General features: G+C 62.8%; 10 protein-coding genes. 8 read left to right on the top strand and 2 right to left on the bottom strand.

The window, feature by feature from the left end; translation table 11 throughout:
- Positions 1 to 133 precede the first annotated feature (133 nt).
- Positions 134 to 880: a GTP pyrophosphokinase family protein gene (locus RWT78_RS18590; RefSeq protein ID WP_314677182.1), complete on the bottom strand. Its 747-nt coding sequence runs from the start codon at positions 878 to 880 to the stop codon at positions 134 to 136.
- A 48-nt stretch (positions 881 to 928) separates the two neighbouring features.
- Positions 929 to 1528 carry a TetR/AcrR family transcriptional regulator gene (locus RWT78_RS18585; RefSeq protein WP_003941968.1) on the bottom strand — a complete coding sequence of 200 codons (600 nt, stop codon included), beginning with the start codon at positions 1526 to 1528 and terminating at the stop codon, positions 929 to 931.
- 98 nt (positions 1529 to 1626) lie between these two features.
- Here RWT78_RS18585 and RWT78_RS18580 point away from each other — a divergent pair, with 98 nt between their 5' ends.
- From RWT78_RS18580 to RWT78_RS18545, 8 genes are all read left to right on the top strand, one after another.
- Positions 1627 to 3216 carry a carboxyl transferase domain-containing protein gene (locus RWT78_RS18580; protein WP_021334316.1) on the top strand — a complete coding sequence of 530 codons (1590 nt, stop codon included), beginning with the start codon at positions 1627 to 1629 and terminating at the stop codon, positions 3214 to 3216.
- A 5-nt stretch (positions 3217 to 3221) separates the two neighbouring features.
- A complete protein-coding gene (locus tag RWT78_RS18575) occupies positions 3222 to 5261 on the top strand; it encodes an acetyl/propionyl/methylcrotonyl-CoA carboxylase subunit alpha (RefSeq protein ID WP_314677179.1) in 2040 nt (679 codons plus the stop codon).
- Positions 5261 to 6424 carry an acyl-CoA dehydrogenase family protein gene (locus RWT78_RS18570; RefSeq protein ID WP_007730190.1) on the top strand — a complete coding sequence of 388 codons (1164 nt, stop codon included), beginning with the start codon at positions 5261 to 5263 and terminating at the stop codon, positions 6422 to 6424. Before RWT78_RS18575 ends, RWT78_RS18570 begins: the two co-directional genes overlap by 1 nt.
- Positions 6421 to 6909: a MaoC family dehydratase gene (locus RWT78_RS18565; protein WP_003942078.1), complete on the top strand. Its 489-nt coding sequence runs from the start codon at positions 6421 to 6423 to the stop codon at positions 6907 to 6909. The genes RWT78_RS18570 and RWT78_RS18565 overlap by 4 nt, the downstream gene beginning before the upstream one ends.
- Positions 6906 to 7733 (top strand): CoA ester lyase, encoded by an 828-nt coding sequence (locus RWT78_RS18560; protein ID WP_314677176.1) that lies wholly within the window; start codon positions 6906 to 6908, stop codon positions 7731 to 7733. The genes RWT78_RS18565 and RWT78_RS18560 overlap by 4 nt, the downstream gene beginning before the upstream one ends.
- A 3-nt stretch (positions 7734 to 7736) precedes the next feature.
- Entirely contained in the window at positions 7737 to 8492 is a 756-nt protein-coding gene (locus tag RWT78_RS18555; RefSeq protein ID WP_314677175.1) for a CoA transferase subunit A, read from the top strand.
- Between the two features lie 41 nt (positions 8493 to 8533).
- Positions 8534 to 9139, top strand: a complete 606-nt coding sequence (locus tag RWT78_RS18550) for a 3-oxoacid CoA-transferase subunit B (RefSeq protein WP_314677184.1) — start codon at positions 8534 to 8536, stop codon at positions 9137 to 9139.
- A gap of 457 nt (positions 9140 to 9596) precedes the next feature.
- Positions 9597 to 20614, top strand: an 11018-nt coding sequence (locus RWT78_RS18545; protein ID WP_314677173.1) for a non-ribosomal peptide synthetase, incomplete at its 3' end; no start/stop codon positions are given.

Genomic DNA, 20614 nt, shown 5'->3' with positions numbered 1-20614 from the left:
GGCCCCCCCCCGACGTGGGGGCGGCCCCACTTTTGGTTTGCCCTAGTTGTCCGACCCCAGTTGTGAGCGAACGGCACTTTCGTCGCCTCAGATGCGCCGAAAGGCGCGTTCGCTCAGGGGAGGGGGACCGAATTCAGAGCGCCCGTCGCTGAAGATGCAGCGCCTCGAGGAACTGCGCCGGCAGATCCTGCTCGAGGATTTCGTCGTCAGGATGCGGTAGCGCTTTGATTTTCGCGAACTCGTCGTTGAGCCGTTCCATCTTGACGTCCAGGCGGTGTGCCGCGGCCGCTGCCTCGGTGAGTTCGTCGAGGAGTTCGACGGGAACCTCGCGGTTGTACTTGTAGTAGATCTTGTGTTCGAGGCTCGCCCAGAAATCCATCGCGATCGTGCGGATCTGAAGTTCGATCGGTACGTGCCTGACGCGGTCACTCATGAAAACCGGGACCTCGACGATCAAGTGCAAGCTCTTGTAGCCGTTGGGTTTCGGATCGGCGATGTAGTCCTCGCGCTCGATCACCCGAAGGTCCGTCTGGCTGGTGAGCATCTCGGCGATTCGGTACGTGTCGGAAATGAAGCTGCAGGTGATACGTACTCCAGCGATGTCGAAGATGTTCTTCGAGATGTCGTCGATCGTCAGCGGGACGTTCAGGCGTTGAGCCTTTCGCAGAATGCTGTCCGGTGACTGGACTCGTGACGTGACGTGTTCGATGGGGCTGTACTGATTGATGTGGGTGAACTCGTCCTTGAGGATGTTCACCTTGGTCATCAGTTCGGAGATTCCGAATTGGTACAACATCATGAAGCGGGAGAACTCGGTCCGCAGTTCGGCGAAATCGGCCCGGCTGACCCCACTGCTGTCTTCCACGTTCGGCACCCTCATCTGTTAGCTGGTGTAACCAGTCTGCCACCGATTGTGCCGTGTCCGGTTTCAGTGGGTGCGCAGTGCGGCGAGCGTCATATCCCGCAGGACTCGACGCGCGCGTGCCGGCGAAGCGGGGTTGGCGCTGTGAGGGGTCGAGTTGATCAGACCGAAGGTGGCATGCGCTTTGATGCGTGCGTCCGCCTGATCGAGTTGGGGATCGAGTTGCTCGAGCACCCCGACCCACACCTCGACGTACTTGCGCTGCGTCTGGCGTACCTGTCGACGCGCGTCGGCCGGCAGGCTTTCGAGGTCGCGGTCCTGGATGCGGATCAGGTCCGGCTCGCCGAGCGCGAAGTCGAGGTGGAACTCCACCAGTGCGTCGAGTGCGGCGCTCGGTGAGTCCGCTGCCTCCGCTGCCGCAGAGCCGCCTTCGTGCAGGCGCGTGCTGATGCCGACGAGAAGTTCCACGAGGACGGCATCCTTGTTGGGGAAATGCCGGTACACGGCCGGGCCGCTGATACCGACGGCCGCGCCGAGGTCTTCGAGTCGCACACTCACGAATCCGCGTTCGGCGATCAACCGTGCGGCGGCATCCAAGAGCTGACGACGACGGTCGGCCTTCATCTGATCGCGTCGCGTCGGAGCTGCTACCTGCTCAGAGGTCATTCTCTCGATCTTTCTTCGCTTGTGTTCTGGACAACTCAGTTAATCATAGTTAATCTAGTTTCAGTTATCGAGCATTAACTCATGGCGAAGGCGGCGGGATGACTCCCAGTGGAATCACGCAAGGATCGGGCTACCGGTCCGATCACACCGTTCTGGTGGACGAACTGAAGAAGAAACTGGCGCAAGCAGCGCTGGGTGGCAACGAGCGCTCTCGCGAGCGCCACGTGAGCAGAGGGAAACTGCTGCCGCGAGATCGCGTCGACTCGCTGCTCGACCAGGGCAGCCCGTTCCTCGAGTTGTCGCCGCTGGCGGCCAACGGCCTGTACGACGACGAGTGCCCCGGCGCCGGCGTCATCACCGGTATCGGCCGTGTGTCGGGCCGGGAGTGCGTCATCGTTGCCAATGACGCAACGGTCAAGGGCGGCACGTACTACCCGATGACGGTGAAGAAGCACCTGCGCGCGCAGGAAGTTGCGCTGCAGAACAACCTTCCATGCATCTACCTCGTCGACTCCGGCGGCGCCTTCCTGCCGCGCCAGGACGAGGTCTTCCCGGACCGTGAACACTTCGGCCGGATCTTCTACAACCAGGCGACCATGAGTGCCAAGGGGATTCCCCAGATCGCCGCAGTTCTCGGTTCGTGCACCGCGGGCGGCGCCTACGTGCCCGCGATGAGTGACGAAGCAGTGATCGTCCGCAACCAGGGCACGATCTTCCTCGGTGGTCCGCCGCTGGTGAAGGCGGCCACCGGTGAGATCGTCACCGCCGAAGAACTCGGCGGCGGCGACCTGCACTCCAAGGTTTCCGGCGTCACCGATCACCTGGCCGAGGATGACCGCGACGCACTTCGTATCGTGCGCAACATCATTGCCACGCTCGGCCCCCGCTCCGAGCGCCCGTGGGACGTCATCTCCACGGTTCCGCCTGTCGCAGATCAAAGCGAACTCTACGACGTCGTCCCGACCGATCCTCGGACTCCGTACGACGTGCACGAGGTGATCACCAAGCTCGTCGACGGTGGCGCGTTCCAGGAGTTCAAGGCTGAGTACGGCAAGACGCTCGTCACCGGTTTCGCCCACATCGAGGGCCACCCGGTCGGCATCATCGCCAACAACGGCGTGCTCTTCGGTGAATCCGCCATGAAGGGAGCACATTTCATCGAACTGTGCGACAAGCGCAGTGTGCCGCTGCTGTTCCTGCAGAACATCGCAGGCTTCATGGTGGGACGCGACTACGAGGCCGGCGGCATCGCCAAGCACGGCGCCAAGATGGTCACGGCAGTTGCGTGTGCACGGGTCCCCAAGCTGACAGTTGTCATCGGCGGCTCGTACGGCGCCGGCAACTATTCCATGTGTGGACGCGCGTATTCGCCTCGCTTCCTGTGGATGTGGCCGAACGCGCGCATCTCGGTCATGGGCGGCGAGCAGGCAGCTTCGGTGCTCTCGACGGTTCGTAGCGAGCAGCTCGACAGCGCGGGCAATCCGTGGTCGGCCGAGGACGAAGAGTCGTTCAAGGCGCCGATCCGTGAGCAGTACGAGGCTCAAGGCAATCCGTACTACTCCACTGCGCGGCTGTGGGATGACGGTGTCATCGATCCCGCAGATACCAGAACTGTTCTCGGCCTGGCCCTTTCGGTGTGCGCAAACGCACCGATCGAGCCGGTCTCCTACGGCGTCTTCCGGATGTGAGCGAAATGACTGAGTTGCGCACTATCGATACTGTTCTCGTGGCCAACCGCGGTGAGATCGCGGTTCGCGTGATCCGCACGTTGCGTGAATTGGGAATTCGCAGCGTCGCCGTCTACAGCGACGCCGATGCGAATGCTCGCCACGTCCGCGAGGCCGACACTGCCGTCAACATCGGACCGGCCGCGGCGCGTGAAAGCTACCTCGTCATCGACAAGGTGATCGACGCTGCCAAGTCCACCGGTGCTCAGGGTATTCACCCCGGTTACGGCTTCCTGTCGGAGAACTCGGCGTTCTCGGCTGCTTGCGCGGCCGCCGGAATCGCCTTCCTCGGCCCCTCCGAGCGGGCTATCGAGGTGATGGGCGACAAGATCACCGCGAAGAACGCGGTTGCCGCGTTCGACGTGCCGGTGGTCCCGGGTATCGCTCGCCCGAATCTGACCGACGAAGAACTGATCGCAGCGGCCGAGGACATCGGCTACCCGGTGTTGGTCAAGCCTTCGGCAGGCGGCGGTGGCAAGGGAATGCGTCTGGTCGAGGATCCGGCCAATCTGGCCGAGGCTCTTCGCAGTGCCCGCCGTGAGGCCGCGTCGTCGTTCGGCGACGACACCCTGTTCCTCGAGCGATTCGTCCTGCGGCCCCGGCACATTGAGGTCCAGATTCTCGCCGACCAGCACGGCAACGTCGTTCACCTCGGTGAGCGCGAATGCAGCCTGCAGCGGCGTCACCAGAAGGTCATCGAAGAGGCTCCCTCGCCGCTGCTCGATCAGGTGACCCGTGACCGGATCGGCGCGGCAGCGTGCAACACCGCTCGAAGCGTCGATTACACCGGCGCCGGCACCGTGGAGTTCATCGTCTCCGCCGACAAGCCGGACGAGTTCTTCTTCATGGAGATGAACACCCGCCTCCAGGTCGAGCATCCCGTCACCGAAATGGTGACCGGACTGGATCTGGTCGAATGGCAGGTCCGTGTGGCAGCAGGGGAGAAGTTGGCCTTCTCCCAGAGTGACATCACGCTGACCGGGCACGCCATCGAAGCTCGTGTGTACGCGGAGGATCCGGGCCGTGGATTCCTGCCGACCGGCGGCAGCGTCGTCGATCTGGTCGAGCCGTCAGGTTCCGGCGTGCGCGTCGATTCCGGACTGCTCGCGGGCACCGTCGTCGGCAGTGACTACGACCCGATGCTCAGCAAGGTCATCGCCCACGCTCCCGACCGCGCGGGCGCACTGCGCAAGCTCGATCGCGCACTCGGTGACACCGCAGTGCTCGGAGTCGTGACCAACATCGAATTCGCACGGTTCCTCCTCGCTGATCCGGATGTGATCGCGGGCAACCTCGACACCGGTCTGCTCGATCGTCGCGTCGAAGACTTTGTCGCAGCCGACGCCTCCGACGAGGTGCTCATTGCTGCCGCGGCGTATCGCTGGCTCTCGCGGTGGACAACTTCGGAATCCGTTGATCCCTGGGACGTCCCGAGTGGGTGGCGCGTCGGAACTCCCGCTCCGACCAGCATCAGGCTCTCCGCCGGCACCCGAACGACGCACGTTGCGATCGTCGGCGTTCCCGCGGATGCAAAGGTCGAGGTCGAAGGTTCACAGCCGCGCGCATTCAGCGCGACCCTGACGGGATCCGAACTGGCGGTGGTGATCGACGGACGTCGACGCACGTTTGTCGTCGCCCAGACCGATGGCGGTCTGTGGCTGGCAGGCGGCGGAACCTGGCACGTGCGCGAGGTAGCCGAAGTCAGCGTTCGCGGTGAGGACAAGCACGCCGGCGACGCCGAAATCGCCAGCCCCATGCCCGGTGCCGTCATCGCAGTCAACGTCGAGAACGGCGCAGCAGTGAGCGCGGGACAACCGCTCGTCGTGGTCGAGGCCATGAAGATGGAACATTCCTTGACCTCCCCGATCGACGGAATCGTGGAAGTTCTCGTCCGTCAGGGCGATCAGGTGATGGTGGATCAGGTTCTGGCCCGCGTGGTACCTGCCCAAGACGAAGAGACTGCCGAAGAAAATACCGAGAACACGACGCAGAAGGAAGACGCCTGATGTCCGATTACCTTGCCACCGGAGCGCTTCCGGACGAATACCAGCAGCTCGCCAAGACGGTTGCGGACTTCGCGAAGACCGTCGTGGCACCGGTCGCTGCCGAGCACGACGCCAACCACACCTTCCCGTACGAGGTAGTTGCCGGGATGGCGGACATGGGACTGTTCGGCCTGCCGTTTCCCGAGGAGTACGGCGGAATGGGTGGCGACTACTTCGCACTCTGCCTGGCGCTCGAAGAGCTGGGCAAGGTCGACCAGAGCGTCGCGATCACTCTCGAAGCTGGTGTGTCCCTTGGTGCCATGCCGATCTACCGTTTCGGTAACGAGGCACAGAAGCAGGAGTGGCTTCCGCAGCTCACCAGCGGCAAGTCGTTGGCTGCCTTCGGCCTGACCGAACCCGGCGCGGGTAGCGACGCCGGCGGAACCAAGACCACCGCGAAGTTCGACAGCGGTGAGTGGATCATCAACGGCAACAAGCAGTTCATCACCAACTCGGGCACCGACATCACCAAGCTCGTGACGGTCACCGCGGTCACGGGTGTCAAGGACGGCGGCAAGAAGGAGATCTCGACGATCCTCGTGCCGACCACGACGCCGGGCTTCACGGCCGAACCGGCATACAACAAGGTCGGTTGGAACGCATCCGACACCCATCCCCTCACATTCGCCGATGTTCGTGTCCCCGAGGAGAATCTGCTCGGTGAGCGCGGCCGCGGCTACGCGAACTTCCTGCGCATCCTCGACGAAGGCCGCATCGCTATTTCCGCGTTGAGCGTCGGTGCCGCCCAGGGCTGCGTCGACGAGTCGATCAAGTATGCAAAGGAGCGCGAGGCGTTCGGTCGGCCCATCGGACACAACCAGGCCATCGCTTTCAAGATCGCGCGTATGGAGGCCCGCGCCCACGTCGCACGTACCGCGTACTACGACGCGGCCGCACTCATGTTGTCGGGCAAGCCGTTCAAGAAGCAGGCATCCATCGCCAAGCTGATTTCCTCCGAAGCTGCCATGGACAACGCTCGCGACGCCACCCAGATCCACGGCGGATACGGCTTCATGAACGAGTACGCCGTCGCGCGTCACTACCGTGACAGCAAGATCCTCGAAATCGGTGAGGGAACCACCGAGGTGCAGTTGATGCTCATCGCCCGTGAGGCAGGGTTGTGACGAACCCCAAGAAGATCACTCAGCGCGGGCTCTGGTTCGAGGAGTTCGAGGTCGGCGCGATCTACGAGCATCGCCCAGGCCGGACGGTGACCGAGGCTGACAACGTCCTGTTCACGACTTTGACCATGAACACGCAGGCGTTGCATCTCGATGCCGCGTACAGCGAGGACACTCAATTCGGTGTGCGGCTGGTCAATTCGATGTTCACCCTGTCGACCATCGTCGGCCTGTCCGTCGCGCAGTTGACGCAGGGCACCATCGTGGCGAACCTCGGTTTCTCCGAGATCAGCTTCCCGAAGCCGCTCTTTCACGGCGACACCTTGTATGCCGAGACGCTCATCGCGGACAAGCGCGAGTCGAAGAGCCGTCCAGGTGAAGGCATCGTGACGCTCGTGCACACCGGGCGTAACCAGCACGGTGACGTCGTCGCACTGGCCACGCGCAAGACACTGGTGCAACTGCGTCCGGCAGAGGTGTCCTCATGACGTGGACACCGCCGGGGCCGGCGTGGTTGTTCTGCCCGGCGGATCGTCCCGAGCGCTATGCGAAGGCCGCGGCTGTTGCCGACGTCGTGATCCTCGATCTCGAAGACGGTGTGGCGCCGGCCGACAAGGAAGCCGCACGTGCAGCCCTGATCGACACGCCTCTCGATCCGGAGCGGACGGTCGTGCGCGTCAATCCGGTCGGTACATCTGATCACGAACTCGATCTGATCGCGCTGGACGGCACACACTATTCGCGTCTCATGCTGTCCAAGTGCGAATCGGCCGAGGACGTCCTCTCGCTCGCACCGGCGGACGTGGTTGCACTCGTCGAGTCCCCGCGAGGAGCCCTCGCCGTGGCCGACATCGCGCTTGCTGCGAACGCCATCGGTGTCATGTGGGGAGCCGAGGATCTTGTGGCCGGTCTCGGCGGTAATTCGAGCAGGCACCCGAACGGTTCGTACCGCGACGTTGCCAAGCACGTCCGATCGACGTCTCTCCTGGCTGCGAAGAGCTACGGCCGGTTGGCTGTCGATTCCGTTTATCTCGACATCAAGGACCTCGTCGGCCTGGGCGTCGAGTCCGCTGATGCCGTCGCAGTCGGCTTCGACGTGAAGGTTGCGATCCATCCGAGTCAGGTCGAGGTCATCCGTGGGGCCTTCGCACCTTCGGAAAAAGAGATCGACTGGGCCACACGAGTGCTTGCCGCGGTGTCTACTGAACGTGGTGTGTTCGCGTTCGAGGGCAAGATGGTCGACGCTCCCGTTCTCCGTCACGCCGAGAAGCTTCTTCACCGAGCCGGAATCTTTCAGCAGAAGGAGAACTAACGGATGAGCAAAGTCGTGAATACGGCAGCTGAGGCAGTTGCCGACATCGCGAGCGGATCCAGGCTCGCAGTGGGCGGCTTCGGGCTGTGCGGTATTCCCGACGCACTGATCGCGGCGATCGCCGACGGCGACGCCACCGATCTCGAGGTGTTCTCCAACAACTGCGGTGTCGACGACTACGGTCTCGGGATTCTGCTCGGCGCGCACCGGATTGCCAGGGTGACGGCGTCGTACGTGGGGGAGAACAAGGAGTTCGCCCGTCAGTATCTCGCCGGTGAGCTCGAAGTGGAGTTGACGCCGCAGGGGACGCTGGCCGAGCGGCTGCGAGCTGGCGGTATCGGCATTCCGGCGTTCTACACTCCGGCGGGCGTCGGCACCCCGATCGCCGAGGGCGGCTTGCCGTGGCGATACAACGCGGACGGTTCGATCGCCGTGGCGTCGCCACCGAAGGCGACGGCAGTGTTCGGTGGCCGCACGTATGTATTGGAAGAGGCGATCACCGCTGACTTCGCGCTCGTGCACGCGGACTACGGCGACACCGAAGGAAACCTCGTCTTCAACAAGACGGCGATGAACTTCAACCCGCTTGCTGCCATGGCCGGCCGGATCACCATCGCGCAGGTGGAGAACCTCGTCGAGCCGGGCGACATCGACCCCGCGCACGTGCACCTACCTGGTGTGTTCGTCGCGCGGGTCGTGCACACAGGCCCACAGGAGAAGCGGATCGAGAAGCGGACCGTCTCAGGAGGCACCAAGTGAGCAGCGCAGAGGAAACTCGTATCGGTTGGACTCGCCACGAGATGGCCGCTCGCGCTGCTGCCGAGATGCGGCCGGGTGAGTACGTCAACCTCGGCATCGGCCTGCCGACGCTGATCCCCAGTTACCTGCCCGAGGGCGTCAAGGTGGTCCTGCACAGCGAGAACGGCATCCTCGGTACCGGACCGTATCCGACCGATGATCAGGTCGATGCCGACCTCATCAATGCCGGTAAAGAAACCGTCACCGTCAATTCAGGTGCCGCGTTCTTCGACTCGGCTCTCTCGTTCGGGATGATCCGCGGCGGCCACATCGACACCGCGGTGCTCGGCGGGATGCAGGTGTCGAAGACCGGTGACCTCGCCAACTGGATGGTGCCGGGCAAGATGGTGAAGGGTATGGGCGGGGCGATGGACCTGGTCCACGGTGCCCGCCGCGTCATCGTCGTGATGGAGCACACCGATCGCGACGGCAATCCCAAGATCGTCGAGGCGTGCACCCTGCCGCTCACCGGGGCGGGCGTCGTCAACCGGATCATCACCGACCTGGCAGTGCTGGACGTCACCGCGGACGGGCTGCAGCTTGTGGAGCTGGCTCCAGGGGTCAGCAGCGAGCACCTGAAGAGTGTGACTGGTATGGGCTTTTCCTGAAGCTTCGTACCGTAAATCGAAGAACGCGCCGACCGCTGGTCGGCGCGTTCTTTCGTCGGTCTGTCGGCGAGTACCGATAGTCTCGATCAGCGACTGTCGAATCTTGTTCGAGCTCAGACATCCAGTACCTGGCGGCCCTGTAAATTGTCCGAGGTGACTGATGTGGGTTGGGGTGTAGATCGTCGGTTGCAATTGATTGTCCCAGGGGGTGAGGTGTCGCGCGCCGCGTCTGAACGGTGCGTTTCGGCAATGCGATCGGGGGGTAGATGAGCTGGGCGATTTGTAACGAATTGCAACAAAACCATCGATACACCGGGGTATGGATTTCTCTTGTCACCTATGTATCGGAGACAATGGGTGGTTCTGGCTCGTCGAGGTTGGATGAGGTCGGTAGCTGCTGCGAATCGGACGTTCGGCTCGCACGGGTGCGCAATGGTGTGGAAGAGAGGCTGTGGGCGTGAATTCGCTGGGTAACGGAGAACTGGGGAGCGGCAAGCCGGAGGTCGGCAGCTCGCCGGAAGACGTTCAGCGATCCGACGCATTCCCGCTTTCCGCGGCCCAGCTCGGTATGTGGTTCGCGCAACACCTCGATCCCGCCGTTCCGGTCAACATCGCTCAGTACGTCGAACTCCGTGGTGCTCTGGAACTTGACGCCCTTCGGCAGGCCTGCGCAGACGCCGGTCGCGAAATCGGGTCGGCCTTCGTCCGGATCTTCGAGATCGACGCCCAGCCTTACCAGATCATCGACCCCACACTCGATGATTCGGTCGGTTACGTCGACCTTCGTAGTGAAGACGACTCGCACGACGCTGCCATGCGGTGGATGCGAGCAGATCGCAGCCGGCCGATCGACATGCTCACGGACCGCTTGATCTCTGCCACGATCCTGCGGCTCGGCGAGAATCGCTACTACTGGTACACGCGGGTCCACCACACAATTCTCGACGGATTCGGTGCGTCGACGTTCGTCACTCGTGTGGCGGAGCTGTACTCGGCGCGCGTGGAGGGCCGGGATCCGGAGCCGAGTGAGGCCTCCGATCTCCGGAACGTCTACGAGGTGGACAACAAGTACCGCCAGTCGAGTCGTTTCGAAACCGATCGCAAGTACTGGGCAGACAAGATCGAGAATCTCGACGAGATCTCGAGCCTCGCGGGTCGAAGTGCCGCGCCTGCTCCAGTCAGTCGGATCGACAGTGCAGCGCTGTCCAACCACGTCGAGGCGCTGCTCGGGCGGTTCCTCGAGCGCATCGAGAAGACCACTGTTGCCGGCACTGTCGTCGCGGCGTTTGCGGCGTACCTCGCTCAGATGACCGGGCGAGAGGACGTGTCGCTGAGTCTGCCCGTTTCCGGTCGAACAACAGCCGTGCTGCGTCGATCCGGAGGCATGGTCTCCAACGTCGTGCCGCTGCGCCTGACCGTCACCGCGGACACCACCGTCCAGGAGCTTCTGGACGATGTCAGGAACGAAATGTCCGGCGCACTGCGCCACCAGCGATACCGACATGAGGACATGGTTCGCGGCGGGGACGGGCCGGGCAGGGGCGGATTCTTCGGTCCCTGGATCAACATCATGATGTTTTCCACCGAGTTGGCGTTCGGGCCCCTCGTCGGCGAGCTTCACATCCTGTCCACGGGTTTGATCGAAGACCTCGGTGTCAACCTGTACCAGAGCGTCGGCGATACCCGCACACACATCGACTTCGAGTCGAATCCCAATCTGTACGCGCCCGCGGACGCCCAGCGAAATCACTCGCGGTTCGTAGAGTTTCTCGAGAAGTTCGTCTCGGCCGAAACGAGCCGCAAGGTCTGGGATCTTCCTGTCGCAACCGACGAGGAGCGAAACAAGGTTGCCTTGTGGAACCGCACCGGCTTCCACGTTGCCTCGCAGACCATCACCGAAGCATTCGAGCGTCAGGTCGAGAGAACTCCCGATGCCACCGCTGTCGTTTTCGAAGGCGCCAGCCTCACGTACGCCGAATTCGACGCCCGCGCAAATGGTTTGGCCCGACAGCTCATCGCCATGGGTGTCGGACCCGAATCGCTTGTGGGGCTCTCGATCCGCAGGTCTCTGGACTTGATGGTCGGTCTGTACGCGATCGCCAAGGCCGGCGGGGCCTGGGTGCCGGTAGATCCCGACCATCCAGCCGACCGCACCGCCTATATTCTCGAGTCGGCGCAGCCCACGTGTGTTGTGACTACTGCGCGGGACGAGGTGGATCTGCCCGAGGGGACTCGGGTGATCGAGATCGACACCCTCGACTACGGACGGCTCGACAGTCGACCGATCGCCAACGCAGATCGCCTGTCTCCCTTGCATTTCTCGAACACTGCGTACGTGATCTACACCTCGGGGTCGACCGGGCGACCCAAGGGTGTCGCGGTCACTCACGCAGCGATCAACAATCAGCTTCAGTGGATGAATGCCGAGTACGGGCTTTCGGCGTCGGACATCTACCTGCAGAAGACCGCCACGACATTCGACGTGTCGCTGTGGGGATTTTTCATGCCGTTGCAGGTCGGCGCCACGCTCGTCGTCGCGACTCCGGACGGCCATCGGGACCCGATCTACGTGGCGAACAAGATCGCGGAGCTCGGCGTCACGATCACCGACTTCGTGCCATCCATGCTCACGCTGTTCACGGCGAATGCACCTGCCGGATCTTGTGATTCGTTGCGCCACGTGTTCGTCATCGGCGAGGCGCTCCCGCCCGAGACGTCTTCGGCCTTCCGTGAACTCTGTGGAGCCGGACTGCACAACCTGTACGGTCCGACCGAAGCTGCGGTATCGGTCACGTACTACGAGGCCGTGGCCACGGATACTACTTCCGTGCCGATCGGTATGCCGCAGTGGAACACTCAGGCGCACGTACTGGACGGACAACTTCGCCCGACCCCCATCGGGCAGCCGGGTGAGCTCTATCTCGCCGGCGTTCAACTCGCGCGCGGATACGTTGGTCGACCGGACCTGAGCTCGGATCGGTTCGTAGCCAATCCGTACGGCACGGCCGGTGAGCGTATGTACCGGACCGGCGACCTCGTTCGTCGCCGTGAGGACGGAAATCTCGACTACATCGGGCGTACAGACTTCCAGGTGAAGTTCCGCGGGCAGCGCATCGAACTCGGCGAGATCGAGACCGTCCTTCTGGCGCACCCCGACGTTTCGCAGGCTGTCGTTTTGGTGACCGTCACCCCGACCGGTGATCAATTGGTCGGCTACGTCGTGCCGGGTCCAGGCCGAAACATCGATGCTGCGGTCCTCAGTGAGTTCGCCGGCCGAAGCCTCCCGTCGTACATGGTTCCGGCCGCGTTGATGGTGCTCGATGCGTTGCCGCTCAACACGAGTGGCAAATTGGATCGTGCCGGGTTGCCCGAGCCGGTGTTCGCGAGTGCAAAGCAGTACCGCGAGCCCCGCACCGAAATCGAACGCATCGTGGCGGACGTGTTTGCCGACGTTCTCGGTGTCGAGCGCGTCGGTATCGATGACGACTTCTTCGAGCTCGGTGGAAACTCTCTGGTTGCAACACAATTGGTGACGCGAGTGGGTTCGGCATTGGGAGTGCAACTCGGCGTTCGAGAGCTCTTCGAATCCACCACGGTCGCCACCCTGGCGGCCCGCGCCGAGTCGGTGGCGGGCAACGCCAGGCAGCTCACCCCGCTGATCGCCAAGCCTCGTCCCGAGGTCGTCCCGCTCTCGCTTGCGCAGCAGCGCATGTGGTTCATCAACCGTCTCGATCCGTCGACGCCCGCCTACAATCTTCCGTTCACGGTCCGGCTCACCGGTTCGGTGGACCCGTCCGCCCTGCATGCCGCGGTGATGGATCTTCTCGAGCGACACGAGTCCTTGCGGACGATCTACCCTGATGTCGACGGAACCGCGCAACAGCTGGTTCTGCCGGTCGACCGGGCCGCGGTGGAGTTGAATCCGGTCAAGATTCGGAATTCGCATCTCGACGCGGCGCTGTTCGACGTGGCGTCTCGCGGCTTCGACGTGACGCTCGAAATCCCGGTACGGGTTGCCCTCTTCGAGGTGTCTCCGACGGACTACGTCCTGGTGATGGTTCTCCATCACATCGCTGCAGACGGACTGTCGTTCCGTCCGCTCGCACGTGACCTTCTCGTCGCCTACTCGGCGCGAAGTGAGAAGTCTGCGCCGGCGTGGACGCCGCTGCCGATTCAGTACGCCGACTACGCCCTGTGGCAGCGCGAAGCACTGGGATCCGACGAAGACCCGCGCTCGGAGTCGTCTCGCCAGATCAACTTCTGGCGCCGGGCACTTGCCGATCTGCCGGATCAGTTGGATCTGCCGACCGACCGACCTCGTCCTGCCATCGCGTCCAATCACGGTGCCAAGCACCATTTTCAGATCAGCGAACGCACGACGCGCAAGTTGAACGAGTTGGCGCGCTCGAGGAGCGTCTCGCTGTTCATGGTGTTGCAGGCGGCATATGCAACGCTGTTGAGCCGGCTCAGTGGTACCTCCGACATCGCGATCGGTGCCCCGATCGGCGGGCGAGGCGATCAAGCGCTCAACGACGTGATCGGCATGTTCGTGAACACCCTGGTGCTTCGCACCGAGGTCGATCCGAACGAACGATTCGAAGAGTTGCTCGCTCGGGTAAGGGAATCGGGCTTGTCTGCCTACGGGCATGCCGATGTGCCGTTCGAGCGGTTGGTCGAAGTCCTGAGTCCGGCGCGTTCGCAGGCTCGTCACCCGCTGTTCCAGGTTGCGCTCACTGCGGAGATCAGTGGACGACGCGAACTGGAATTCTCAGGTGTCAAAGCAGTTGCAGCTGAATTGGAAGTACCGGTCGCCAAATTCGATCTCGAGCTCATGGTGTCCGAGAATCCTGAAGGCAGCGAAGACTCGGACGTCTTGAGCGCCACCTTCACCTATGCCACGGACCTGTTCGATCCGGCCACGGTGAACACTTTCGCTACTCGGTTCGTGCGCATCCTCGATGCCGTGGCTACCCGACCTGAAACGATCGTCGGCGATATCGACCTGCTCTCACGCTCCGAGCGCACCGATCTGACGGTCGTAGCCGCGGATGACACGATGCCCCGGCAGAGTCTCGTCGACATCTTCCTGTCCGGCACGGCTGAGGCGGATTCGGTTGCTGTGCGCTTCGAGGGTCGATCGATCACCTATCGAGAGCTCGATGAGCAGTCGTCGAAGCTCGCACGGGTTCTGATCGGACGTGGCGCCGGCCCCGAGACCATTGTTGCTCTCGCCTTTCCTCGCTCGTACGAGATGGTCTGTGCAGTATGGGCGGTGGCGAAGTCAGGGGCGGCATACGTCCCAGTCGACCCGAGTTATCCGGAAGATCGTGTCCGGCACATGCTGGCCGATTCTTCGGCCGCGATCGGACTCACGTCGGGACAGTTCGTAGATCAGCTTCCTGCGGTCACAGAATGGTTGGTCCTTGACGGCCAGGCGCTGAACGGAGAACTGTCGGCGCAATCTTCAGCGCCGGTCACGGACGAGGACCGAATCGCTCCGATTCACAGTTCTCACGTTGCATATGTCATTTACACATCCGGTTCCACGGGAAAACCGAAGGGTGTCAGCGTCACTCACGGTGGACTCCGTGGCGTCAGAGACGCAGCACAGCGTCGCTACGGGGTAGAACAGTCCTCGCGCTTCCTCCATATCTGTTCACCGAGCTTCGACCCGTCGGTACTCGAATGGATGGTCGCCTTCTCCGCGGGTGCAACTTTGGTGATCGTTCCGTCGACAATTATCGGTGGACACGAGTTGTCGGATCTTCTTCATTCCGAGAAGGTCACACACGCGATCATCACTCCCGCAGTACTCGGGACCATGGAGCCGGCAGAGCTGCCTGAATTGCGAGTCGTCTCCGTCGGCGGTGACGTGACCACTCCCGAGTTGCTGGCGAAATGGGCCCCAGGGCGCGCCTACTTCAATGGGTATGGTCCGACCGAGACCACTATCATCTCGTCGTTCGGCGATCTCGCGATCGGCCGATCGATCGACATCGGGCGTCCCGTCGAGGGCATGTCGGCACTGGTACTCGACGAGCGTCTGCATCCTGTTCCAGTCGGTACCAGGGGAGAGCTCTACTTTGCGGGCGCTGCATTGGCTCGCGGCTACCATGAGCGGCGAGGCCTTTCTGCGGAACGGTTTGTCGCCAACCCGTATTCGCCGGATGGCGAGCGAATGTACCGGACCGGCGATGTCGTGCGCTGGACCGGCGGAGACGCGCGCGGTGACGCGGGGGTTCTCGAATACGTCGGCCGCAGTGACTTCCAGGTCAAGGTTCGCGGATTCCGTATCGAACTCGGTGAGATCGACGCAGTTCTGTCCTCGCACGAGTCTGTGCGCTTCGCGGTGACGGTCGGAAGCGAAGGCGCGGCGGGTGTCACAACCCTCGTTTCCTACGTCGAACTGGCTGACGGGTCGAGTTTCGATCGGGACGTGCTCGCCTCGTTCGTGGCGGAGGCTCTGCCGAGCTACATGGTTCCGTCCGTCATCATGGAACTCGCTGAGGTTCCGTTGACCCCGGTGGGCAAATTGGATCGCCGGGCTTTGCCGGAGCCTGTTTTCGAGGTCCGCGAATTCCGTGCACCCACCACGCCGGTGGAAGAGATTGTCGCGCAGGTGATTGCGGATGTTCTCGGAGTGGAACGAGTCGGTCTCGACGACGACTTCTTTGAACTCGGTGGCAACTCCCTGGTGGCTACTCAGGTCACCTCCCGATTGGGGCGGGCGCTCGACACTACGGTGCCGGTGCGAACGCTATTCGACGTTTCCACCGTCGAGGCGCTCGCCGCACACATCGAGTCGCACGTAGGTAGCGGCGGGCAGAAGGCGCTCGTCGCACAGGTGCGTCCCGCGGAAATTCCGTTGTCGCTGGCGCAGCAGCGCATGTGGTTCCTGAACCGCTTCGACACCGACTCAGCTGCTTACAACATCACTTTTGCTCTGCACCTGACTGGTCATCTCGATACTGCCGCGATGGAAATGGCGCTGGAGGACGTACTGGCCCGGCATGAGGTGCTCCGAACGGTATATCCGGACGGGGCTTCCGGACCGAAGCAGTCGATTCTGTTGCTCTCGGAGGCGTTCGGCGGGCTGACCGTGGAGTCGGTTTCGAATCAGGACGAGCTCGAAAGTCGAGTCGCTGCAATCGGATCCTCAGCGATCGACGTCACCGTCGACGTGCCGATCCGTGTCCGCCTGTTGACGGTCAGCGACACCGAGCACACCCTTGCGATCGTGGTTCATCACATCGCCGCTGACGGTTGGTCGATGGCGCCCCTGGCTCGCGATGTCATGATTGCCTACTCGGCACGCAAGGACGGGATCGCGCCGGCGTGGCAGCCGTTGACTGTGCAGTACGCTGACTATTCGTTGTGGCAGCGTGAGGTTCTGGGGTCGGAAGACGACTCGGAATCACTGATCTCGCAGCAGATCTCGTACTGGACCGAGACTCTGGCAGACCTACCGGATGTGATCGAGCTTCCGTCGGACCGGTCTCGGCCTGATGTGGCGTCGATGCGCGGCGAGCGATTCGCGTTCGAGATCTCCGGGGATGTGCACCGTCGATTGGACGCGCTGGCACGGGAGAACAACGCGACGCTCTTCATGGCGTTGCACTCGGCGCTTGCCGTTCTGATGGCCCGACTGAGCGGGACCTCGGACATCGCCGTGGGCACTCCCGTTGCCGGTCGCGGGGACGAGGCGCTCGACGATCTCGTCGGTATGTTCGTCAACACGCTTGTTCTGCGCACCGAGGTCGACCAGGCCCAGGCATTCACGGATCTGCTGGCTGCGGCGAGTGATTCCGCGCTCGGAGCGTTCGCTCACTCGGACGTGCCCTTCGAGCGGTTGGTGGACGTCTTGGCTCCCGCCCGGTCGCAGGCCAGACATCCGCTCTTCCAGGTTGTGCTGTCCTTGCAGAATCTCGCGCAAACGGCATTGGAACTGCCGGGACTGGCGATCAAGGCCGCCGAAATCGACACGACCACTGCCAAGTTCGACCTCGAACTCGCAGTAACAGAGTCGATCGGCGAAGACGGGATCCAGCAAGGGCTCTCGGCCGAATTCACGTTTGCTGCAGATCTGTTCGACGTTTCGACGGTCGAGGGGTTTGCTCGGCGTCTGGTTCGTATCCTCGAGACTGTCGTGTCGGTTCCTTCGATTGTCGTCGGTGACATCGATATTCTCGATGCGGCCGAGCGGGGTGTGCTGGCCGATGTTCATGGAGGTCAGTCGGTCTCGGGAACCCTGGTCGAGATCCTCACAGCGGCGGCCGCTTTGGATCCGTCGGCGGATGCGATTCGCTTCGACGGTCAGTCAATCAGCTACCGCGAACTCGACGAGCGGTCGTCGCGACTCGCTCGTGTTCTGATTGAGAAGGGCGTCGGGCCGGAGGATCGGGTCGCGATCGCGATTCCGCGTTCGGCCGATTCGGTTCTCGCTCTGTGGGCAGTGGTGAAAACGGGTGCTGCATTCGTGCCCGTCGACCCGACGTATCCGGTTGACCGTATCGCCCACATGATCTCCGATTCCGGTGCGGTGCTGGGTCTTGCGCTCAGTGACGTCGAGGCAGGATTGCCGTCGGCGTTGACGTGGGTTGTTCTCGACGACGAGAAGACAGTGGCGGCGTGCGCGGCAGAATCTTGCGCGCCGGTGAGTGATTCGGATCGACGCAGTGCGATCGACGAGCGGCAGCCTGCTTACGTCATCTACACCTCTGGCACCACGGGTCTGCCCAAGGGCGTTGTGGTCACCAATGCGGGTGTGGCGAACTTCTGCGCCGAGCAGGTCGAGCGCTATGCGCTGACCGCGGATGCTCGGACGCTGCATTTCGCCTCGCCGAGTTTCGATGCTTCTGTTCTCGAGTTGCTGATGGCATTCGGAGCAGCATCGACGATGGTGATTGCGCCGACGACGGTGTACGGCGGCGCGGAATTGGCCGAGATCTTGCGCTCGGAGGGCGTGACGCATGCGTTCGTGACGCCCGCTGCGCTGGCATCAGTGGATCCGAGCGGGCTCGACGCGTTGCGGGTGGTTGTCGTCGGTGGCGAAGCCAGTTCGCGGTCTCTCGTTGCCAAGTGGGCGGTGCCGCTTCCGGATGGCGGTGTGCGTGGATTCTTCAATGCGTACGGTCCGACGGAGTCGACAGTCGCCTCGAACATCAGCGATACGCTGACCGCGTTTGATCGTATGAACATCGGCGGCCCGATTCGGGGAATGGCCGCGCGGATCTTGGACGGCCGCTTGCAGCCCGTTCCGGTTGGTGTCGCAGGTGAGTTGTACGTGTCGGGTGTTCAGGTCGCTCGTGGATACCTGGGACAGCCGGCATTGACAGCGGGTCGTTTTGTCGCAGACCCGTTCGGGGCGCCGGGAGAGCGGTTGTACCGCACGGGTGACGTGGTCCGGTGGATCGACGGTGGCGCAGTGGAGTACGTGGGCCGCAGTGACTTCCAGGTCAAGATCCGTGGGTTCCGTATCGAACTCGGCGAGATCGAGGCCGCGCTGACCCGTTGCGCGGGCGTTGCGCAAGCTGTTGCTCTCGTTCGTTCCGACGATCACTTCGGAGATCGTCTCGTTGCATACGTCGTGCCGCAGGCCGGCGCCGAGGTGGATCCCGCACAGGTCATCGAGTCGGTGTCGACGTTCCTGACCGGCTACATGGTCCCCGACTCGGTACTGGTACTCGATTCGATTCCGTTGACCACCGCGGGCAAGACGGACATCAAGGCTCTGCCCTCGCCCGTGTTCGAGTCCAAGGTGTACCAGGCGCCGATCACGACCGTCGAAGAGACTGTCGCGCAGGTGTTCTCCGAAGTTCTCGGAGTCGCACAGGTTGGCCGCGACGACGATTTCTTCGAACTCGGCGGCAACTCGTTGATCGCGACCCGTGTCGCCGCTCGGCTGGGAGAGGCGCTCGACACAAGCGTTCCGGTTCGTGCGCTCTTCGAAGCGTCGACCGTGCAGTCACTCGCCGTCCGGCTCGAGCTGCACGCCGGTTCGGGCGCCACCGCCCCACTGGTGCAGCAGCCCCGGCCAGCTCGGATCCCACTTTCGTTGGCGCAGCAGCGCATGTGGTTCCTGAACAGGTTCGAACCCGCGTCGGCAGTGAACAACGTCCCGGCGGCGATCAGGATTTCGGGCGCCCTCGATGTGGCAGCTCTTGACGCCGCCGTGATCGATGTCGTGGGCCGACACGAATCACTGCGAACTGTGTATCCAGACGTCGACGGCGTCGGCTATCAGGACGTCCTCGACGTCCAAGACGTTGTCGTCGATCTCAGCCCCGTGTCGATCACGGAAGATCGCCTGGCTGCGGGCGTCGCCGAGCTGGCGACAGTCGGCTTCGACGTGACGTCCGAAGTCCCGTTGCGCGCCAAGCTCTTCAAAGTCGGCGACAGCGAATACGTTCTGGTGTTCGTCGTGCATCACATCTCGACCGACGGTTTCTCGATGGGTCCGTTGACCCGTGACGTGATGGTTGCCTACGAAGCACGTACACGAGCGTCGGTGCCGGCTTGGACGCCGTTGCCGGTGCAGTACGCCGATTACTCGTTGTGGCAGCGTGAGGTTCTCGGGTCCGAGGACGATCCGCGGTCCGTGATCGCGAAGCAGATTGCGTTCTGGTCGGATGCGTTGGCTGATCTTCCGGAGCAGTTGGATCTGCCTGGTGATCGTCCGCGTCCCGAGATTGCTTCAGGGCGCGGCGCCAATCACAGTTTCACCATCGAACCGCAGCTGTGGTCTGAGCTGGACGAACTGGCCAAGGCAACGAACGCAACTCCGTTCATGGTTGTTCACTCGGCTCTGGCGGTGCTGTTGGCACGACTGTCCGCGACGACCGACATTGCGATCGGTGCCCCGATCGCGGGTCGTGGTGAAGCCGAGCTCGACGATCTGATCGGTATGTTCGTCAACACTTTGGTGCTGCGTACCGAGGTTGATCCGTCGATGTCGTTCACGGATCTGTTGGCTTCGGCGCGTGAAGTGGATCTACAGGCGTTCGCGCATGCGGATGTTCCGTTCGAGCGTGTGGTGGAGGTTCTCGATCCGGTTCGTTCGCAGGCTCGTCATCCGCTGTTCCAGGTGGCATTGACGTTCCAGAACCACGAACAGACAACGCTCGAACTGGGCGACCTCGAAGTGTCGATCGAAAGTGCCGATCTTGCGCTGGCGAAATTCGACCTCCAGTTGACCCTGACCGAACGAACCGACGAGGCCGGCGCACCCGCCGGAATGTCCGCCTCTTTGACGTATGCGACGGATCTGTTCGACGAGTCGACCGTTGTGGAATTCGGTGATCGGCTGGTAAGGACCTTCCGTGCGGTGACTGCTGATCCCACCGTAGCGGTGGGTGACGTTGACATCTTGGTCGATGGAGAACGAAACCTGCTGTCCCGCTTCAGTGCCGGCCAGATCGATCGTGGTGTGGATTCGACGTTGTCGGCGTGGTTCGATGATGCTGCTGCGCGGTTTGG

The sequence above is a fragment of the uncultured Rhodococcus sp. genome, from assembly GCF_963525155.1.
Classification (GTDB): domain Bacteria; phylum Actinomycetota; class Actinomycetes; order Mycobacteriales; family Mycobacteriaceae; genus Rhodococcus_F; species Rhodococcus_F qingshengii.
The sequence above is the reverse complement of the archived record's forward strand: the minus strand, read 5'-3'. Positions and strand labels throughout refer to the sequence as shown.